19 protein-coding genes, 1 tRNA gene and 1 riboswitch are annotated in these 16,713 nt (G+C 69.0%); of the genes, 11 read left to right on the top strand and 9 right to left on the bottom strand.

The window, feature by feature from the left end; translation table 11 throughout:
- Nucleotides 1–31: 31 nt before the first annotated feature.
- The gene (locus tag ACG04R_RS20880; protein ID WP_394415410.1) at nt 32–580 is read right to left on the bottom strand and encodes a carboxymuconolactone decarboxylase family protein; all 549 of its coding nucleotides are present in this window, start codon (nt 578–580) and stop codon (nt 32–34) included.
- 98 nt (nt 581–678) lie between these two features.
- On the opposite strand from ACG04R_RS20880, the gene ACG04R_RS20875 reads away from it, so the two are divergent.
- From ACG04R_RS20875 to ACG04R_RS20860, 4 genes are all read left to right on the top strand, one after another.
- Nucleotides 679–1,533 (top strand): AraC family transcriptional regulator, encoded by an 855-nt coding sequence (locus ACG04R_RS20875; protein WP_394415408.1) that lies wholly within the window; start codon nt 679–681, stop codon nt 1,531–1,533.
- 426 nt (nt 1,534–1,959) lie between these two features.
- Nucleotides 1,960–3,288 (top strand): TolC family protein, encoded by a 1,329-nt coding sequence (locus tag ACG04R_RS20870; RefSeq protein ID WP_394415406.1) that lies wholly within the window; start codon nt 1,960–1,962, stop codon nt 3,286–3,288.
- Between the two features lie 16 nt (nt 3,289–3,304).
- Nucleotides 3,305–4,678 carry a multicopper oxidase family protein gene (locus ACG04R_RS20865; protein WP_394415404.1) on the top strand — a complete coding sequence of 458 codons (1,374 nt, stop codon included), beginning with the start codon at nt 3,305–3,307 and terminating at the stop codon, nt 4,676–4,678.
- A gap of 24 nt (nt 4,679–4,702) precedes the next feature.
- Nucleotides 4,703–4,883: riboswitch (yybP-ykoY riboswitch) on the top strand.
- 7 nt (nt 4,884–4,890) lie between these two features.
- Entirely contained in the window at nt 4,891–5,463 is a 573-nt protein-coding gene (locus tag ACG04R_RS20860) for a manganese efflux pump MntP (RefSeq protein ID WP_394415490.1), read from the top strand.
- 43 nt (nt 5,464–5,506) lie between these two features.
- On the opposite strand, the gene ACG04R_RS20855 is transcribed toward ACG04R_RS20860, so the two are convergent.
- The 4 genes from ACG04R_RS20855 to ACG04R_RS20840 all read right to left on the bottom strand — a co-directional run bounded on the left by ACG04R_RS20855 (nt 5,507) and on the right by ACG04R_RS20840 (nt 8,430).
- Nucleotides 5,507–5,594 (bottom strand) — tRNA-Ser (locus ACG04R_RS20855).
- A gap of 47 nt (nt 5,595–5,641) precedes the next feature.
- Nucleotides 5,642–6,937 (bottom strand): serine--tRNA ligase, encoded by a 1,296-nt coding sequence (serS, locus tag ACG04R_RS20850; protein ID WP_394415402.1) that lies wholly within the window; start codon nt 6,935–6,937, stop codon nt 5,642–5,644.
- Nucleotides 6,938–7,009: 72 nt separating this feature from the next.
- A complete protein-coding gene (gene ispH, locus ACG04R_RS20845; protein WP_394415400.1) occupies nt 7,010–7,987 on the bottom strand; it encodes a 4-hydroxy-3-methylbut-2-enyl diphosphate reductase in 978 nt (325 codons plus the stop codon).
- Nucleotides 7,987–8,430, bottom strand: a complete 444-nt coding sequence (locus ACG04R_RS20840; protein WP_394415398.1) for an FKBP-type peptidyl-prolyl cis-trans isomerase — start codon at nt 8,428–8,430, stop codon at nt 7,987–7,989. The genes ispH and ACG04R_RS20840 overlap by 1 nt, the downstream gene beginning before the upstream one ends.
- A gap of 41 nt (nt 8,431–8,471) precedes the next feature.
- Here ACG04R_RS20840 and radC point away from each other — a divergent pair, with 41 nt between their 5' ends.
- The 3 genes from radC (at nt 8,472) to ACG04R_RS20825 (ending at nt 10,595) form a co-directional block, all read left to right on the top strand.
- On the top strand, nt 8,472–9,146 hold the full coding sequence (gene radC / locus ACG04R_RS20835) for a RadC family protein (protein WP_394415396.1): 675 nt from the start codon (nt 8,472–8,474) through the stop codon (nt 9,144–9,146).
- Nucleotides 9,147–9,154: 8 nt separating this feature from the next.
- A complete protein-coding gene (locus ACG04R_RS20830; protein WP_394415394.1) occupies nt 9,155–9,787 on the top strand; it encodes a Smr/MutS family protein in 633 nt (210 codons plus the stop codon).
- Nucleotides 9,788–9,944: 157 nt separating this feature from the next.
- Complete coding sequence (locus tag ACG04R_RS20825; protein WP_394415392.1) at nt 9,945–10,595, top strand: hypothetical protein; 651 nt, start codon at nt 9,945–9,947, stop codon at nt 10,593–10,595.
- A gap of 44 nt (nt 10,596–10,639) precedes the next feature.
- Here ACG04R_RS20825 and ACG04R_RS20820 read toward each other — a convergent pair whose 3' ends face one another.
- Genes ACG04R_RS20820 through ACG04R_RS20810 form a run of 3 tightly spaced genes read right to left on the bottom strand, consistent with a single transcriptional unit; the run spans nt 10,640 to nt 12,556 of the window.
- Nucleotides 10,640–11,071: a group II truncated hemoglobin gene (locus ACG04R_RS20820; RefSeq protein WP_394415390.1), complete on the bottom strand. Its 432-nt coding sequence runs from the start codon at nt 11,069–11,071 to the stop codon at nt 10,640–10,642.
- Nucleotides 11,025–11,822: a MinD/ParA family protein gene (locus ACG04R_RS20815; RefSeq protein ID WP_394415388.1), complete on the bottom strand. Its 798-nt coding sequence runs from the start codon at nt 11,820–11,822 to the stop codon at nt 11,025–11,027. The genes ACG04R_RS20820 and ACG04R_RS20815 overlap by 47 nt, the downstream gene beginning before the upstream one ends.
- Nucleotides 11,819–12,556 carry a GGDEF domain-containing protein gene (locus tag ACG04R_RS20810; RefSeq protein ID WP_394415386.1) on the bottom strand — a complete coding sequence of 246 codons (738 nt, stop codon included), beginning with the start codon at nt 12,554–12,556 and terminating at the stop codon, nt 11,819–11,821. Before ACG04R_RS20810 ends, ACG04R_RS20815 begins: the two co-directional genes overlap by 4 nt.
- A gap of 210 nt (nt 12,557–12,766) precedes the next feature.
- Between ACG04R_RS20810 and ACG04R_RS20805 the strand changes: the two genes are divergently transcribed.
- From ACG04R_RS20805 to ACG04R_RS20795, 3 genes are read left to right on the top strand one after another with little or no spacing between them, the layout of a single operon-like run.
- On the top strand, nt 12,767–13,618 hold the full coding sequence (locus ACG04R_RS20805) for a CheR family methyltransferase (protein WP_394415384.1): 852 nt from the start codon (nt 12,767–12,769) through the stop codon (nt 13,616–13,618).
- Nucleotides 13,619–13,620: 2 nt separating this feature from the next.
- Complete coding sequence (gene cheD, locus ACG04R_RS20800) at nt 13,621–14,286, top strand: chemoreceptor glutamine deamidase CheD (protein WP_394415382.1); 666 nt, start codon at nt 13,621–13,623, stop codon at nt 14,284–14,286.
- Nucleotides 14,287–14,297: 11 nt separating this feature from the next.
- Nucleotides 14,298–15,386 carry a protein-glutamate methylesterase/protein-glutamine glutaminase gene (locus ACG04R_RS20795; RefSeq protein ID WP_394415380.1) on the top strand — a complete coding sequence of 363 codons (1,089 nt, stop codon included), beginning with the start codon at nt 14,298–14,300 and terminating at the stop codon, nt 15,384–15,386.
- Between the two features lie 7 nt (nt 15,387–15,393).
- Here ACG04R_RS20795 and ACG04R_RS20790 read toward each other — a convergent pair whose 3' ends face one another.
- Complete coding sequence (locus tag ACG04R_RS20790; RefSeq protein ID WP_394415378.1) at nt 15,394–15,693, bottom strand: hypothetical protein; 300 nt, start codon at nt 15,691–15,693, stop codon at nt 15,394–15,396.
- 96 nt (nt 15,694–15,789) lie between these two features.
- Between ACG04R_RS20790 and ACG04R_RS20785 the strand changes: the two genes are divergently transcribed.
- Nucleotides 15,790–16,713 (top strand): LysR substrate-binding domain-containing protein, encoded by a 924-nt coding sequence (locus tag ACG04R_RS20785; RefSeq protein WP_394415376.1) that lies wholly within the window; start codon nt 15,790–15,792, stop codon nt 16,711–16,713.

Genomic DNA, 16,713 nt, shown 5'->3' with positions numbered 1-16,713 from the left:
GGACAGCATCATCGGCGCTCAACACCGATCCTCAAGCCGCCGAACGCAGCTTCACGGCGGGGAAATCCACCGGCACGGCGAATGCGACGTTCACGTAGTTCGTGAACAGGTTCAGTGCGACGTGAGCCAGGATCTCCACGACCTGGGCATCGCTGAAGCCCACCGCGCGCAGCGCCGCGACGTCGGCGTCGCCCACCTGGCCACGCTGCTCGACGAGCTTGAGCGCAAAGCGCAGCGCAGCCGCCGTGGCCGGATCGGCGGACTCGCCTGCCTGGGCCGCAGCCATCTCGGCCGCCGACGCGCCGGCCTTTCGGCCCAACGCCCAGTGCGCGGCCAGGCAGTACTCGCAGGCATTGCGGTCGGCCACGGCGACGGCGATCTGCTCGCCCAGCTTGGGCGCGATCGTGCCGCCACCCAGGGCACCGAAAAAGCCCCACATCGCCTGCAACGCGGCCGGCGAGTTGGCGACGGCGCGGAACATGTGGGGCGTGGCACCGAAGGCGCCGTGGATGGCATCGAGCGTCGCGCGGCTGGCCGCGGGCGTGTCGGTGGCGGAGACGAGAGGAATGCGGGAGGTCATGGTGTCGCCTGACTGGCAGTGGATGAAGGACTCCACTGTCGCGGCGCTGCGAGAACGAAAAGTATCATTTCATCCACCACATCAACCGGATCGTCCCGATGGCCGACACCCAGCCGCTGGACCGCCTGAGCCCGCTGTTCGAGCGCTTCCGCGTGCGGGCGAGCCTGTTCCACGCCGGCCCGCTGTGCGGCGTGACGCATTTCGACGCACAACCGGGCCGCGGGTTCCTGCACGTCATGCGCAACGGCGAGATGGAGGTGCGGCACGCCGCCGCGACGGGCCTCGTGGAAAGGCTGTGGGTGCGCGAGCCCAGCCTCGTGTTCTACCCGCGCCCGCTGGCGCACGACTTCCACAACGCACCGGCCGAAGGGTCGGACTTCGTCTGCGCAACGCTGGACTTCGAAGCCGGCCACCCGCTGGTGCAGGCGCTGCCGCCGCTGGTCGTGCTGCCGCTGGCCAGCGTCGACGGCATCGGCGCGACGCTGACACTGCTGTTCGGCGAGGCCGAGCGCGTGCGCTGTGGCCAGCGGCTGCTGGCGGACCGGTTGTTGGAAGTGCTGTTGCTGCAGTTGCTGCGCTGGATGCTGGACCAGCGCGACGCCACGCTGCCGCTGGGCCTGCTGCGCGGCTTGGCCGACGCACGCCTGGCGCGAGCGCTGACGGCGTTGCACGCGCGGCCGGGCGAGGCGTGGAGCCTGGCCGCGATGGCGGCAGAGGCCGGCATGTCGCGCAGCCGTTTTGCCGAGGCCTTCCGCGACGCGCTGGGCCAGACACCGGCCGACTACCTCGCCGACTGGCGGCTGGCCATCGCCCGCAGCGAGTTGCGTGCCGGCAAGCCACTGAAGCTGCTAGCCACCGAGCTGGGCTACGCGAACGCGTCGGCGCTGAGCCGGTTGTTCACTCAAAAGCACGCCGGGCTGTCGCCACGGGCCTGGCTGAACCAGCCCGGGTAAAGTGCCGGCCATGCGTCGCCCCGGCCGCTTCCTCGTCCTCTGCCTGCTGCTCGTGATGCTGCCGTTGCGCAGCCTGCTCGCGGCCGGGCATCTGGGCTGCGGGCCGGCGCCCACGCAGGGCGAACACGCGGCCCACCATACGCATCACGCCGGACACGGCGAGTCGCACGGCGGCGGCGCGGCCAAGCCGTGCAAGCTCTGCGCTCCCTGCTGCCTGGCGGCCGCGCCGCCGCCGGTGCTGGCAACGGGCACGGCCGCGGTGGCACCCACCGCGCGCGCCGCCGTGGCGCCCGCAGAGGCCTGGGCCAGCATCGTGCCCCCCCCTGCCCGACCCGCCACCGCGGGCCTGAGCCCCTCTTCTCGCTGCCCCGCCCGGTCGCCCGCGACCGGCGGCCTGCTTCCGTCCTGCCCCGAGAGGCTCGTCGTATGCCCCCTGTTCCCTTCCACGCGGCGCTGCCGCTGCTGCTTGCGCTGGCCTTGTCCGGCTGCGCCAGCGTCGACGCCAGCGCACCGCTGGCAGACGTCAACCGGCTGACCCAGCCCCACCTCGGCCAGCCGCTGGCCGATCAACCGCTGCCGCCCGAAGAGCTGGCCGAACGGCTGCGCGAACCGCTGCCTGCCGACGCCGCCGTTCAGCTCGCGCTGCAGAACAACCGCGCGCTGCAGGCCAGCCTCGCACGCCTGGGCGTGACCGCCTCCGAAGTGGCCGACGCCGGCCGGCTGCCCAATCCGGGCTTTCGCTTCAGTCGGCTGACGCGCGGCAGCGAGGTGGAGCTGGAGCGCGGCTGGCACGTCGACCTCGCTCGCTTGCTGACGCTACCGCTGGTGCGCGCCGCCGAGCAGCGCCGTCAGCAGGCCGAGCAGCAGCAGGCCGCCGCCGACGTGCTGGCGCTGGCTGCCGACACTCGCCGCGCCTGGGTGCGCGCCGTGTCCGCCGAGGAGACGCTGCGCTATCGCGAGCAGGTCATGGAGGCCGCCGAGGCCGGCGCGGAGCTGGCCAAACGCATGCAGACGGCCGGCAACTTCAACGCACTGGCACGAGCCCGTGAACAAGCCTTCGAGGCCGAGACACGGCTCGCGCTCGCGCAGGCCCTGCAGCAGCGGTTGGTCTCGCGCGAACGCCTCGTTCGCCTGCTGGGCCTCGACAACGACTCTGCGCTGCAACTGCCGGACCACCTGCCCGACCTGCCCGCCGCACCGCGCGATGTAGCCGACGCGGAAACGCTGGCACTGTCCCAGCGCCTGGACGTGCTCGCCGCGCGCTCGACGCTGGAGCAGGCCGCGCGGCAGACCGAGCTGGCGCAGACGACGCGCTTTGTCTCCATGCTGGAGTTGGGCACGGTGCGCAACTCGTCCAACGAACAGCCGACGCAACGCGGCTGGGAGGTCGCGCTGGAGCTGCCGCTGTTCGGCCCCGGCCCGTTGCCGCGTGCCCAGGCGCTGGCCCGCCAGGCCGCGCACGAGGCAGCAGACACGGCCATCCGCGCCCGCTCCGAGGTGCGCGAGGCCCACGGTCTGTACCGCAGCGCATTCGATATCGCGCGCCACCATCGCGACGAGCTGATGCCGCTGGCCAAGCGCATCGCCGACGAGCAGCTGCTTCGCTACAACGGCATGCTGATCGGCGTCTTCGAGCTGCTGGCCGATGCGCGCGCGCAGGTCGCCGCCGTCAGCGCCGCGCAGGAGGCGTTGCGCGACTTCTGGCTCGCGCAGGCCGACCTGGACCAGGCCCTCGTCGGGCCGACCACCCACTGAATCCGAGGACAGATCCATGTTCAACCGACGCTCCCTGCTCGGCGCGGCTTCACTGGCCGCTGTCTCCAAGGCCGCGATGGCAGCACTGCCCGAGCCCGTCATCCAGACCTCACCCGACACACAGGCGCCGCTCGTGCCGCCCACCGGACGGCCCTACAACCCCGTCGTCACGCTGAACGGCTGGACCGCGCCGTGGCGCATGAACGCTGGCGTCAAGGAGTTCCACCTCGTCGCCGAACCTGTCGTGCGCGAGATGGCGCCCGGCTTCACCGCGAAACTGTGGGGCTACAACGGCCAGAGCCCGGGGCCGACCATCGAGGTCGTCGAAGGTGACCGCGTGCGCATCTACGTGACCAACCGCCTGCCCGAACCCACCAGCATGCACTGGCACGGTCAGCGCCTGCCCAATGGCATGGACGGCGTGACCGGACTCACACAGCCGGCCATCCCGCCCGGCAAGACCTGGGTCTACGAGTTCATCGCCCGCCGCCCCGGCACCTTCATGTACCACCCGCACGCCGACGAGATGGTGCAGATGGCCATGGGCATGATGGGCTTGTGGATCACACATCCGAAGGCGAAGCACCCCCACATCGACGAGGTCGACCGCGACTACGCCTTCCTGCTTAATGCCTACGACATCGAGCCCGGCAGCGCGGTGCCCAGGATCATGACGATGCTGGACTTCAACCTGTGGAGCTGGAACAGCCGCATCTTCCCGGGCATCGCGCCGCTGGTGGCGAGCCAGGGCGACCGCGTGCGCATCCGCGTCGGCAACCTGACGATGACCAACCACCCGATGCACATCCACGGCCATGAGTTCACCGTGACCGGCACGGACGGCGGCCCGGTGCCGCGCACGGCACGCTGGCCCGAGGTGACGACGGATGTCGCCGTGGGCCAGATGCGCCAGCTGGAGTTCACCGCCGACGAGGAAGGCGACTGGGCCTTCCACTGCCACAAGGCCCACCACACGATGAACGCGATGGGCCACGGCGTGCCGACGATGCTGGGCGTGGACGCCAGCGACCTGGAAGGCAAGATCCGCAAGCTCGTGCCCGGCTACATGGCCATGGGCCAGACCGGCATGCACGAGATGACGGAGATGAGCATGCCGGGCCCGGCGAACACGGCGCCGATGATGGCCGGCGACGGGCCGTTCGGCGCCATCGGCATGGGCGGCATGTTCAGCGTGCTGAAGGTGCGGCGCGGCCTCAGGCGCGGCGACTACGCGGACCCGGGCTGGTTCCAGCACCCGCCCGGCACGCTGGCCCGCGAGGTGGGTGATGCACCGCCGGCAGCGGTCGCGCCGGAAGCATCGGTATCGCCAGGCGGCGTCGAGGTGCAGGTGCGCAAGCCCGGCGGGCACGCGGGCCACGAGGGGCACTGAAGCCCTGCCGCTAGAATCGTGCCTCCTCTGGGGAGTAGCCGGCCCCGGTTCCAGATCCTGGCAACCGGGGCGCTTGCATCAACATACTTGGCAGTTGCCATGGTGCAAGCAGCGTTCAGCGTGGCAAGACCATTGGCGTATCGAGGCTCTGCCGGTCGGGCGGCCTCGGTCGCTGATGACCGTCTTTCGCCCGACCGCATGGACCCATGCGCATGAACCTCGCCTCCATCGCCCTGCTGTCCGTCGCCATGTCGACGGACGCCTTCGCCGCCGCCGTCAGCAAGGGCGCGGCCCTCGACAAGCCCCATTGGCGCGAAGCGCTGCGCACCGGCGCCATCTTCGGCAGCATCGAGGCGGCAACGCCGGTCATCGGCTGGCTGCTCGGCGCCGCCGCGAGCGACTACGTGCGCGTGTGGGACCACTGGATCGCCTTCACGCTGCTCGGCGTGCTGGGCGCCAAGATGATCTGGGAAGGCCTGAAGCACGACGACGACCGCGAGCCGCCCGTCAGCCGGCACGGCTTCTTGACGCTGGCGCTGACGGGCCTGGCCACCAGCATCGACGCGATGGCCGTCGGCGTCGGCCTGGCCTTCCTGGACGAGTCCATCGGTCCCATCGCCCTGTCCATCGGCTTCACCACCTTCGTGGCCGTCACGCTGGGCGTGATGCTGGGCCGCGCGCTGGGCAGCGCCATCGGCAAGCGCGCCGAGGTGCTGGGTGGCCTGCTGCTGATTGGCATCGGCTCGGCCATCCTGTACGAGCACCTGACGGTGCTGCCCGCCTGAGCACAAAGCAAAAAGGCCAGTCCTGAGGGACTGGCCTTGTGCTTGGAGGAGAGGGGGGGATTCGAACCCCCGAGACGTTACCGTCCGCCTGATTTCGAGTCAGGTACATTCAACCACTCTGCCACCTCTCCGAATCTGGTGCGAGCTGAGCCCAGCAGTATAGCCGGATTTTCCGCCTTCAGCCGCGAAGCGTGTCGACGCCGCCGAGATAGGGCCGCAGCGCCTCGGGCACCGTGATGCTGCCGTCGGCGTTCTGGTAGTTCTCGAGCACCGCAACGAGCGCGCGGCCGACGGCCAGGCCGGAACCGTTCAACGTGTGCACGAACTCGTTCTTGCCCTGGGCGTTCTTGAAGCGCGCCTGCATGCGGCGGGCCTGGAAGGCACCCATGTTCGAGCAGGAGCTGATCTCGCGGAAGGTGTTCTGCGCCGGCAGCCACACCTCCAGGTCGTAGGTCTTGGTCGAGCCAAAGCCCATGTCGCCGCTGCACAGCAGCATGGTGCGGTACGGCAGGCCGAGCTTTTGCAGCACGGCTTCGGCGTGGCCGGTCATTTCTTCCAGCGCGGCCATGCTGTTCTCGGGCAGCTCGATGCGGACCATCTCGACCTTGTCGAACTGGTGCTGGCGGATCAACCCACGCGTGTCGCGCCCGGCCGAACCGGCTTCCGAACGGAAGCACGGGCTGTGCGCCGTCAGCTTGACGGGCAGGTCTTCGGGCTTCAGCACGCTTTCACGCACGGTGTTGGTCAGCGAGATTTCCGACGTGGAGATCAGATACTGCTCGACCTGCTCGTCGTCGCCGCCGCGCAGCACCCAGAACATGTCCTCCTTGAACTTGGGCAGCTGGCCCGTGCCTTCGAGGATCTCGCGGTTGACGATGTAGGGCGTGTAGCACTCGGTGTAGCCGTGCTCGTCGGTCTGCACGTCGAGCATGAACTGCGCGAGCGCGCGGTGCAGCTTGGCGGCCGGACCTTTCAGGAAGGCGAAGCGCGAGCCTGAAAGCTTGGCGCCCATCTCGAAATCCAGGCCCAGCGGGGCGCCGATGTCGACGTGATCCTTGACCTCGAAGTCGAACGTGCGCGGGGTGCCCCAGCGGCGCACCTCGACGTTGCCGGTCTCGTCGACGCCCGCCGGCACGCTGGCGTCCGGCAGGTTGGGCACGCCCATCAGCAGCACGTTCAGCTCGGCCTGGATGGCGTCCAGGCGCTCGGCGCCGGCCTTCAGTTCGTCGGCGATGCCGCCGACCTCGGCCATCAGCGCCGAGGCGTCTTCGCCCTTGCCCTTGGCCATGCCGATCTGCTTGGACAGCGCGTTGCGGCGGGCCTGGAAGGCTTCGGTCTTGACCTGGATGTCCTTGCGCTCGGCTTCGAGCGCCTTGTAGCGCTCCACGTCGAGGTAGGGCTGCGGGTTCTTGCGCGCGTTCAGGCGCTCGATGACGGCGTCGAGGTCCTTGCGCAGCTGGGTGATGTCGAGCATGAGGGTCTTTCAGAAATCGGATGCGGAAGCGGCGCCGATGTCAGGCGCCGCCGGAAGCCGGAAGCACCGGCTTCAAGATCGTGAGGCACTCACCTCGGCCATGGACTTGTCGCCCAGGCCCATCGGCAGCGGGAAGCGCACATGCTCTTCCACGCCCGGCAGGCTGCGCACGGTGGTCGCACCCAGCGCACGCAGGCGGTCGATGACGGCCTGCACCAGCACGTCGGGCGCCGACGCACCGGCGGTCAGGCCCACGCGGGCGCGGCCGTCCAGCCATTCGGCCTTCAGGTCCTCGGCGGCATCGACCATGTAGCCCGGCGTGCCCAGGCGCTCAGCCAGCTCGCGCAGGCGGTTGCTGTTGGAGCTGGTGGGGCTGCCGACAACGATGACCACGTCCACCTGCGGCGCCAGCACCTTGACCGCGTCCTGACGATTCTGCGTGGCGTAGCAGATGTCCTGCTGCTTGGGCTCGCGGACCTGCGGGAACACGCGCTTCACCTCGGCGAGGATCTCGGCGGCGTCGTCCACGCTGAGCGTCGTCTGCGTGACGACGGCGAGCTTGGTCTGGTCCTTGACCTGCACCTTGGCGACATCCTCGACCTCTTCGACCAGGAAGATGCCGTCGGACAGCTGGCCCATCGTGCCCTCGACCTCCGGGTGACCCTTGTGGCCGATCATGATGAACTCGAAGCCCTCGCGGTGCAGCTTGGCCACTTCCACGTGCACCTTGGTGACCAGCGGGCAGGTCGCGTCGAACACGTTGAAGCCGCGCTCAGCGGCCTCGCGGCGCACCTCCTGGCTCACGCCATGGGCGCTGAACACCAGCGTGGCGCCGGCGGGCACCTCGGCCAGGTCCTCGATGAAGATGGCGCCGCGTGACTTCAGGTCGTTGACGACATAGGTGTTGTGGACGATCTCGTGACGCACGTAGATCGGTGCGCCGAACTTGACAAGCGCTCGCTCGACGATCTCGATGGCCCGATCCACACCGGCGCAGAAGCCACGCGGCTCGGCCAGCAGCACTTCCTGGGGATGCACGACAGCGTTCATCACAGCACCCCGATCACTTGCACCTCGAAGCTGACCGGCTGGCCAGCGAGCGGGTGGTTGAAGTCGAACAGCAGGGCCTCGTCGCCCAGCTCGCGCACGACGCCGGCGTAGCCGCCCTGCCCGTCCGGGCCAGGGAACTGCACGACGTCGCCGACGTTGTAGGTCTCGTCCGGGTCGCCCAGCGTGCGCAGCAGCGTGAGCTTCACGCGCTGCAGCAGCTCGGGGTTGCGTTCACCGAAGGCTTCGCCGGCATTGAGCTGGAAGGTTTCGTGCGCGCCTTCGGGCAGGCCGATCAGGCGCGCCTCGATGGCCGGCGACAGCTGACCCGTGCCCAGCGACAGCGTCGCGGGCTTGTCGTCGAAGGTATTGACGATGTCGGCGCCGTCCGGGCCCGAGAGCCGGTAGTGCAGCGTGAGGAAGGAGCCGGCCTGGATGGGGTTCATTCGAGAGAGAGTGGAGAGCGCTTGGCTAGACTGACGATTTTATGCCGCTGACCCACCTGCCCCCCGACGCCCGCCCGCGCGAGAAGCTGCTCGCCCGCGGTCCGCAGGCGCTGGCGGACGCCGAGCTGCTGGCCTTGCTGCTGCGCACCGGCATCCAGGGCACGCCGGTGCTGCAGCTGGCGCAGAGCCTGCTGGACCGCTTCGGCGGCTGGGCGGGGCTGCTGGCAGCCAGCGTGCAGGACCTCGGCAAGGTCAAGGGCCTGGGACCGGCCAAGCGCGCCGAGATCGCTGCCGTGCTGGAGATCGCGCGGCGCTCGCTGAACCAGCGGCTGGCCGAGAAGCCGGCGATGAGCGACGTCGACACGGTCAAGTCCTACGTGCGGCTGCAACTGGGCGGGCTGGGGCACGAGGTGTTCGCCGTGCTGTTCCTGGACGCGCAGCTGAAGCTGATCGCGATGGAGACGCTGTTCACGGGCTCGCTGAGCCACACAACCGTGCACCCGCGCGAGGTCGTCAAGCGCGCGCTGGCGCTGGGGGCCGGCGCGGCCATCCTGGCGCACAACCACCCGAGCGGCCACGCCGAGCCGTCGCGCGCCGACGAACTGCTGACGAAGCAGCTGAGCCAGGCGCTGGCCCTCGTGGACGTGCGCGTGGTGGACCACTTCATCGTCGGCGCGAACGAGGTCGTCTCGTTCGCCGAGCGGGGCTTGATGTGAACAAGCCGGTGCGCAGCCTTGCCGACCTCAAGCCGCTGGCCCGCGAGCTGGCTGCGGCTCGGCTGGCGGCCGAGGCCGAACGCGAGCGGCTGGCTGCAGCAATGCGCCTGGCCGAGCAGGAGCGTCGCGTATTCGAGCTGACCGTGGGCCCGGTGACGCCGCTGCGCCGCGTCGACCGCGTGTTGCACGACCTGGAGCAGCCCGCGCCCGAGCCGCGCCAGCGCGAAGCCGACGAGCGCGCCGTGCTGCTGCAGGCGCTGTCCGACGAGATCGACATCGAGAGCCTGCTGGAGACGGACGAGACGCTGTCGTTCCGCCGCGAGGGCATCAGCCTGGAGGTCGTGCGCAAGCTGCGCCGCGGCCACTGGGCGCTGCAGGGCCAGCTGGACCTGCACGGCCTGCGCCGCGACGCCGCGCGCGAGGCGCTCAGCCACTTCGTGCACGACAGTTCCCGCCGCGGCCTGCGCTGCGTGCGCGTGGTGCACGGCAAGGGCCACGGCTCGCCGGGCCGCGAGCCCGTGCTGAAGGGCCGCGTGCGCCGCTGGCTGGTGCAGAAGAACGAGGTGCTGGCGTTCGTGCAGGCACGCGCCAGCGATGGCGGTGCGGGCGCACTCATCGTGCTGCTGACGGGTACGGCCTGACACCGCACTGACGCGCTGTGCGAACGCCTTCACGCGTGGCGTGGCGCCGACGGGCAAACCCACCATTGACCCGCCTCTCCCAACCGCAGTAGCGTTGGCCCCAAGCCACCGCAAACGCGACATCTGGTTTCCCCAACCGCTGCAGAGAGGAGATCCCATGAACCTGTCCCACGCCTATTCGGGCCATGCCCCCAAGCCCAAGAGCTATGTGGGCATCGGTCTGGTCGTTGCCGTGCATGTCGCCGCGATTTATGCGCTGAGCGCCGGGCTCATCAAGTCGCCTCCCGAGCCGCCCAAGATCATCACGTTGAAGCCGCTGCCGCCGGAGGTGCAGCCCGATCCGCCGAAACCCGAGCCTCGACCGGTGGACAGGCCCGTGATGCGGGACTTCCAGCCCATCCCGGTGCCCGTCCCCGACGACGTCGTCGTAGCACAAGACCCGCCCCCGGTTGGCCCGACCGTGATCCGCGACACCGGGACGATCGTGGCCGAGCGAGGCTCGACCCGCGCCGATCCGACACCCGCGCAGCCGGTCAGCAAGCCCCGGCTGCAGACGCCGGGCGCCGTCTGCTCGGTCATGCCCAAGCCTGAGATGCCCGCACTCAACTGGAGCGGCGAGGCGGTGCTGAACGTCGTCGCCACGGTGCGCGGCGGCCGCGTCGTGGGCACCGATTTCCATGTGACCCAGGGTGCGCTGGACGGCAAGACCCGGCGCTCGCTGCAGCGTTCGGTGGAGACCGCGCTCGCCGGCTACCAGTGCCAGGGCGATGCGATGTTCCAGCAGGACTTCGCTTTCAGTATCGACTGAGCATCGTGACGGGGCTGGCGCCGGGAAGGCGCCAGCCTCGCGTTTCAAGCGCCGACGTTACGCATCCAGTCGGCCGTGCCCGCGAACGACTCGGCCAGGCGAGCCTGCAGGTCGGGGTTCACGCCGGTCTCCTGCATGGCCTGCGCCATGCAAGCCAGCCACTCGTCGCGCTCGGCGATACCGATGCGGAACGGCAGATGCCGCGCCCGCAGCCGCGGGTGGCCGAAGCGGCTGATGTAGTGGTCCGGCCCGCCCAGCCAGCCGCACAGGAACCAGAACAGCTTGTCGCGCGCCGACTCCAGTGAGTCGCCATGCGCCGCGCGCAGTCGCGCGTAGCCCGGCTCCAGGTCCATCAGGTCGTAGAAACGGTCAACGAGTTCGCGCACGCGCGCCTCGCCGCCGATCCAGTCGAATGCAGTCGCGGGAGAGTCAGCCAAGGATTTTTGTGGCGAGTGCCTTGATGGCCTGGGCCGCATCGCAGCCGGGGAAGTGCTCCAGCATCAGCTGGCGCTTCAGCACGGCCTGCTTGACCGCCGGATCGGCACGCACCTCGCCCATCAGTTCGAGCTTGAAGGTCTGGCCCGGTGTCGGCCCGACGAAGCGCTGCAGCACCTGTTGCAACTGCCCGCAGATCAGCCGGCCCTCGCCGACGCGGTTGGCCTGGTTGACGAGCAGGCCCACCTGGCGGCGCTCCTGCTGCGTGGCCAGCACCTTGATGGTGGCGTAGGCGTCGGTCAGCGACGTGGGCTCAGGCGTGGCGACGACGAGCACATCGGTGGCCAGCGAGATCGCGAACAGCACGACGTCGGAAATGCCGGCGCCGGTGTCCAGCAGCACCCAGTCGAATCGGGGCTTCACGAGGTCGATGATGTGCAACAGCTTGTCGCGCACCTCGGGCGTCAGGCGCGAGTACTCCACCATGCCGGAGCCGGCCAGCAGCACGCTGAACCCGCCCGGCGCGGGCAGGATGGCCTGCTCGAGCGTGGCCTTCTCGGTGAAGACGTCGTGCAGCGTCAGCTTGGGGTGCAGGTTCAGCACCACGTCGAGGTTGGCGAGGCCGAGGTCGGCGTCCAGCACCAGCACCTTCTGGCCGCGCGCGGCGAGGGCCGCGGCGAGGTTGGCGGTGACGAAGGTCTTGCCGACGCCGCCCTTGCCGCTGGTGATGGCGAGCGTGCGGGCGCCGGATCGCGGCGGGCGCGGGGCAGCAGGATCGTGGGTCATGCTCATGGCAGGTCCTGTTGCGTGTCGAGATTCATGGAGGCAAACAACATGCCCTTTTCTTCGGCGCTGACCAGGGAGTCGATCTGGGGCTCCAGGCAGGCGCGGTTGCGGCCGTCGGCCTTGGCGCGGTAGAGCTGGCGGTCGGCACGCTCCGTCCACAGCAGCGGCGACGAGCGCACCCATTGCGGGGCAAAGGCGCCGCCGAGGCTGACGGTCACGCCCAGCATCTGGCCGGGGGCGATCTCGATGTCGAGCTCGGAAACGCGCTCGCGCACGCGCTCGGCGACGGCCAGACCGACATGCGTCGCGCAGTTGGGCAAGATGATGGCGAACTCCTCGCCGCCCACGCGGGCCACGAGGTCCATGGGCCGTACCGTCTGCGCGACGGCGTTGGCGACGGCGCGGATCACCTGGTCGCCGGCGCCATGGCCGTGCGTGTCGTTGACGGCCTTGAAGTGGTCGATGTCGAGGATCAAAAGCAAGGCAGCTTCGCCGGATCGGGCCACGCGGTCGACCTCGCGAGCCAGGGCCATCTCGAAGCTGCGGCGGTTGACGAGGCCGGTCAGGGCGTCCTTGCTGGACAGGTCACAGAGCGCATCCAGCACGGCCTGCAGCCAGGCGGCGCTCAGCGGTGCTTCATCCGGCAGCAGTGCCCCGGCCTGCTGAAGCAGTTGCAGGGCCTGGTCCAGATCAAGCGCCTGGGCGTCGATCAGCGAGGTGGCGGGCGAGCGGTGTTCCAAAGGCTGGCGGATTGGCGAGCGGTTGGTGAATTGTGGTTTCGAGTCAGTCTAGCAGCGGGACTTATGAGGGCCGGCCGTGAAACAGGCACGTTCCTGCGGCCTGTTTGCACTATGCTGAGTCGAACCCGGACCGTACAAACGGCCTGCGGTGCAGAATCGGCGCGCCAACGCCATAACTGCTGCGAGCACCAACAAATCTGATTTAGAGACATGCCCGCACCCGACCTTGCCCACGGCAACGACACCCTCGATCACGAGTTCAGCTTCAGCAAGGCCGACTTCGACCGGGTGCGCGAGCTGATCTACAAGCACGCCGGCATCAGCCTTCACGACGGCAAGCACGCGATGGTCTACAGCCGCCTGTCGCGCCGCCTGCGCGAGACGGGGCACAAGAGCTTCGCGAGCTACCTGCAGTGGCTGGAGTCTTCCAGTGGTGCGTCCGGTGCGGCCGAGTGGCAGGAGTTCGTCAACTGCCTGACCACCAACCTGACGTCCTTCTTCCGCGAGGAGCATCACTTCCACGCGCTGAAGGACGACCTCAAGCCCTTTGTCGGCAAGCCCGTCCGCATCTGGTGCTGTGCGGCGTCGACCGGTGAGGAGCCGTACTCCATCCTGATGACCTGCAGCGAGGCGCTGGGCCCGGGCGCGTCGGTGCAGCTGGTATCCAGCGACATCGACACCAATGTGCTGGCCACGGCCAAGCGCGGCGTCTACAACGCCGACGCCCGCGGCCTGGACGCGACGCGGCTGAAGAACTTCTTCATGCGCGGCACAGGCGCCAACTCCGGCAAGATCCGCGTCAAGCCGGAGCTGCAGCGCTGGGTGGACTTCCGCCCGCTGAACCTGATGGACGCGCAGTGGCAGCTCGGCGACCCCTTCCACATGGTGTTCTGCCGCAACGTCATGATCTATTTCGACGCACCGACGCAGCGCAAGGTGCTGGAGCGCATCCACCGCGTCATGCGCCCGGGAGGCCTGCTGTTCGTGGGCCATTCCGAGAACTTCACCGAATCCCGCGACCTGTTCAAGCTGCGCGGCAAAACCATCTACGAACGGGTCTGAAGATGAGTACGCCTTTCGCCTCCGCCGCGACCGTCGGCATCGGCAACCCGGTCGCGGTTGCCAAGGTCAACCAGCTCAAGGCCCAGCCACGCAAGCAGGGCGAGGCCTCGTTCTTCTTCTACGACGCCCACTTCAAGAACGCGGCCGTCAAGATCCTGCCGGGCGAGTACTTCGTCGACACCGAGGACCTTCTCGTCATGACGACGCTGGGCTCGTGCATCGCCGCCTGCCTGTGGGACCGTACGGCCAAGGTCGGCGGCATGAACCACTTCATGCTGCCCGAGGGCAACGGCGACTCGGGCCGCTACGGCTCGTTCGCGATGGAACTGCTGATCAACGAGATGATGAAGCGCGGCGCCAGCAAGGCCCGCATGGAGGCCAAGATCTTCGGCGGCGGCGCCGTCATCTCCGGCATGAACTCGCTGAACGTCGGCGAGCGCAACACCAACTTCGTCATCGACTACCTGAAGCTAGAACGCATCCCCATCGTGTCCAAGGACGTGATGGACGTGTACCCACGCAAGGTCTGTTTCCTGCCCGCAAGCGGCAAGGCCATGGTCAAGCGCCTGGCCCCGACCAACACGGACGCACTGGTCCAACAGGACAAGGCGGCCATCCAGAAGGTGCAGCCCGTCGCCAGCAGCGGCGGCTCCATCGACTTGTTCTGAGGAGGCCAACGATGGCCAAAACCAAGGTCGTTGTGGTGGACGATTCGGCGCTGGTGCGCTCCATCCTGACCGAGATCATCAATCGCCAGACCGACATGGAATGCATTGGCGCCGCGGCCGACCCGCTGCTGGCGCGCGAGATGATCCGCACGCTCAACCCCGACGTCATCACGCTGGACGTGGAGATGCCGCGCATGGACGGGTTGGACTTCCTGTCGCGCCTGATGCGCCTGCGGCCGATGCCCGTCGTCATGGTGTCCACGCTGACCGAACGCGGCGCGGAAGTCACGCTGAAGGCGCTGGAACTGGGCGCGGTGGACTTTGTGGCCAAGCCCAAGATCGGCGTGGCCGACGGCATCCGGCTGCTGGCCCAGGACATCACCGACAAGATCCGCATCGCGTCCAAGGCCCACATCCGCCGCGCGCCGCCACCACCCGCGCCGGGCAGCACGCCCGCCGCGCCGGTCAAGGCCGTCACGATGGCCAGCTTGGGCCGCGCGTCGACCGAGAAGATCATCTTCATCGGCGCCTCCACCGGCGGCACCGAGGCGACCAAGGACGTGCTCATCAACCTGCCAGCCGACAGCCCGGCCGTCGTCATCACGCAGCACATGCCGCCCGGCTTCACGAAGAGCTACGCGGCGCGGCTGGACGGGCTGTGCAAGATCCGCGTGAAGGAAGCGCAGGACGGCGAGCGCATCCTGCCCGGCCACGGCTACATCGCGCCGGGCGGCCTGCACCTGACCGTGGAACGCAGCGGCGCCAACTACATCGCCCGCGTGCAGGACGGCGAGCCGATCAACCGCCACAAGCCATCGGTGGAGGCGCTGTTCCTGTCGGCCGCCAAGGTCGTGGGCCAGAACGCCATCGGCATCATGCTGACCGGCATGGGCGCCGACGGCGCCCGCGCGATGAAGGTCATGAAGGACGCCGGCTCCTACAACTACTGCCAGGACGAGGCGAGCTGTGTCGTCTTCGGCATGCCGCGCGAAGCCATCGCACACGGCGCTGCCGACGAGGTGCTGCCGCTGAACCAGATCGCCGGCAAGGTGCTGGAGCGGCTGCGCGCCACGTCGGGCATCTCGCTCAACCGCGTCTGACGCCAGCTCATCGCGCGGCGTCTGCCTGGGCCAGCGTCTGCTGCGCCGGCGGGTGTCCCGCAGCGATGCCATGCTCTGGCGGCAGCACGGGCTTGAATCCGTCCAGTTGCTTGGCCGTCGCCTGCGGCACCCATGCCACCGGCCTGGGCGGCTGGGCCTTGGCGAGCACGACGACGCGCGCGGTGCGGTCGGCTGCGACCTCCTTCAAATCGGCGTTCGAGTCGGTGAACGCAGGCGCGGCCACAGCCACCAGCACGAGGGCAACGGCAAGCAAAGTCGAGGCAATCCAGCGGTACGGCGAGTTCATGGTGGTGTCTCCTGGAGGTTCCTGGGTATCCTAGGAATCCAGCAACCGCTTACCAAGCGCTCGTTTCTGCACTGCCTGGTTCATTTCGCTTACCAAATGGCCTCACTGGACCGTTTCCCGCTGCACTACCTCGCCGCCTTCCGCGCTGCCGCGCAGACGGAGAACCTGCGCGCCGCGGCCGAGAGCCTGCACCTGACGCATAGCGCCGTCAGCCAGCAGATCCGCGGACTGGAGACTCAGCTGGGCTTCGAGCTGTTCGCGCGCCAGGGGCGGCGGCTGACGCTGAACCCGGCCGGACAGGCACTGCAGCGCGCGGTGCTGAAGATGTTCGCGGAGTTGCAAACCGGCGTCATCGCCGCGACGCAGGCCCACGGCCAGGCCGCCCAGATGCTGCGCGTGACCGCCCTGCCCTCGTTCGCACAGCGCTGGCTGATGCCGCGCCTGCCGCGCTGGCAGAGCCTGCAGCCCTGCATCTCGCTGGACCTGCACACGTCGCAGCAGGTCGTCGACCTGGAGCGCGAGGGCTTTCACATCGGGCTGCGCGTGGGGCGCGGCGGTTGGCCGGGCCTGGTCACCGAGGCACTCTTCCACTCACCGTTGATCGCCGTGGCCGCACCGGCCCTGGCACATCGACTCATCGGCAAGCCGTCGTCCGCACTGCTGGAAGAACCGCTGCTGGGCGATGCGGAAGACTGGCAGGAATGGTTCGCCGGCACGGGCGTGCGAGCGGCACCCGTCGTCGTCGCGAGCTTCAACGATGCCGGCGTGCTGTTGCAGGCGGGCGAACAGGCGATGGGCGTGGCGCTGGCGCGCGAGCTGCTGGCCGCCGACGCGCTGCTGGACGGCCGGCTCGTGCGCGTACACGCGCACACGGTGGACCTCGACGCCACGCGGGACTACCAGATCGTCTACCCCGAGGCGCTGCGCGACGACCTCGCAGTGCGCGCCTTCTGCGACTGGTTGCATGCCGAGATCGCGGCGCTGCAGCAGCGCCTGAGCGAAGCGCCGACGCCCGCCTGA

The sequence above is a fragment of the Pelomonas candidula genome, from assembly GCF_043555985.1.
Lineage (GTDB): Bacteria > Pseudomonadota > Gammaproteobacteria > Burkholderiales > Burkholderiaceae_C > Pelomonas > Pelomonas candidula.
This window is presented reverse-complemented; position numbering and strand designations above follow the sequence as displayed.

Bases quoted from the DNA above. Each gene is read 5' to 3' on its own strand.
- ACG04R_RS20860 (WP_394415490.1), top strand. From the start codon at position 4,891: ATGAACCTCGCCTCCATCGCCCTGCTGTCCGTCGCCATGTCGACGGAC.
- ACG04R_RS20825 (WP_394415392.1), top strand. From the start codon at position 9,945: ATGAACCTGTCCCACGCCTATTCGGGCCATGCCCCCAAGCCCAAGAGC.
- ACG04R_RS20865 (WP_394415404.1), top strand. From the start codon at position 3,305: ATGTTCAACCGACGCTCCCTGCTCGGCGCGGCTTCACTGGCCGCTGTC.
- ispH (WP_394415400.1), bottom strand. From the start codon at position 7,987: ATGAACGCTGTCGTGCATCCCCAGGAAGTGCTGCTGGCCGAGCCGCGT.
- ACG04R_RS20795 (WP_394415380.1), top strand. From the start codon at position 14,298: ATGGCCAAAACCAAGGTCGTTGTGGTGGACGATTCGGCGCTGGTGCGC.
- serS (WP_394415402.1), bottom strand. From the start codon at position 6,937: ATGCTCGACATCACCCAGCTGCGCAAGGACCTCGACGCCGTCATCGAG.
- cheD (WP_394415382.1), top strand. From the start codon at position 13,621: ATGAGTACGCCTTTCGCCTCCGCCGCGACCGTCGGCATCGGCAACCCG.
- radC (WP_394415396.1), top strand. From the start codon at position 8,472: ATGCCGCTGACCCACCTGCCCCCCGACGCCCGCCCGCGCGAGAAGCTG.
- ACG04R_RS20875 (WP_394415408.1), top strand. From the start codon at position 679: ATGGCCGACACCCAGCCGCTGGACCGCCTGAGCCCGCTGTTCGAGCGC.
- ACG04R_RS20815 (WP_394415388.1), bottom strand. From the start codon at position 11,822: ATGAGCATGACCCACGATCCTGCTGCCCCGCGCCCGCCGCGATCCGGC.
- ACG04R_RS20790 (WP_394415378.1), bottom strand. From the start codon at position 15,693: ATGAACTCGCCGTACCGCTGGATTGCCTCGACTTTGCTTGCCGTTGCC.
- ACG04R_RS20840 (WP_394415398.1), bottom strand. From the start codon at position 8,430: ATGAACCCCATCCAGGCCGGCTCCTTCCTCACGCTGCACTACCGGCTC.
- ACG04R_RS20870 (WP_394415406.1), top strand. From the start codon at position 1,960: ATGCCCCCTGTTCCCTTCCACGCGGCGCTGCCGCTGCTGCTTGCGCTG.
- ACG04R_RS20785 (WP_394415376.1), top strand. From the start codon at position 15,790: ATGGCCTCACTGGACCGTTTCCCGCTGCACTACCTCGCCGCCTTCCGC.
- ACG04R_RS20805 (WP_394415384.1), top strand. From the start codon at position 12,767: ATGCCCGCACCCGACCTTGCCCACGGCAACGACACCCTCGATCACGAG.
- ACG04R_RS20820 (WP_394415390.1), bottom strand. From the start codon at position 11,071: ATGCGGCCCAGGCCATCAAGGCACTCGCCACAAAAATCCTTGGCTGAC.
- ACG04R_RS20880 (WP_394415410.1), bottom strand. From the start codon at position 580: ATGACCTCCCGCATTCCTCTCGTCTCCGCCACCGACACGCCCGCGGCC.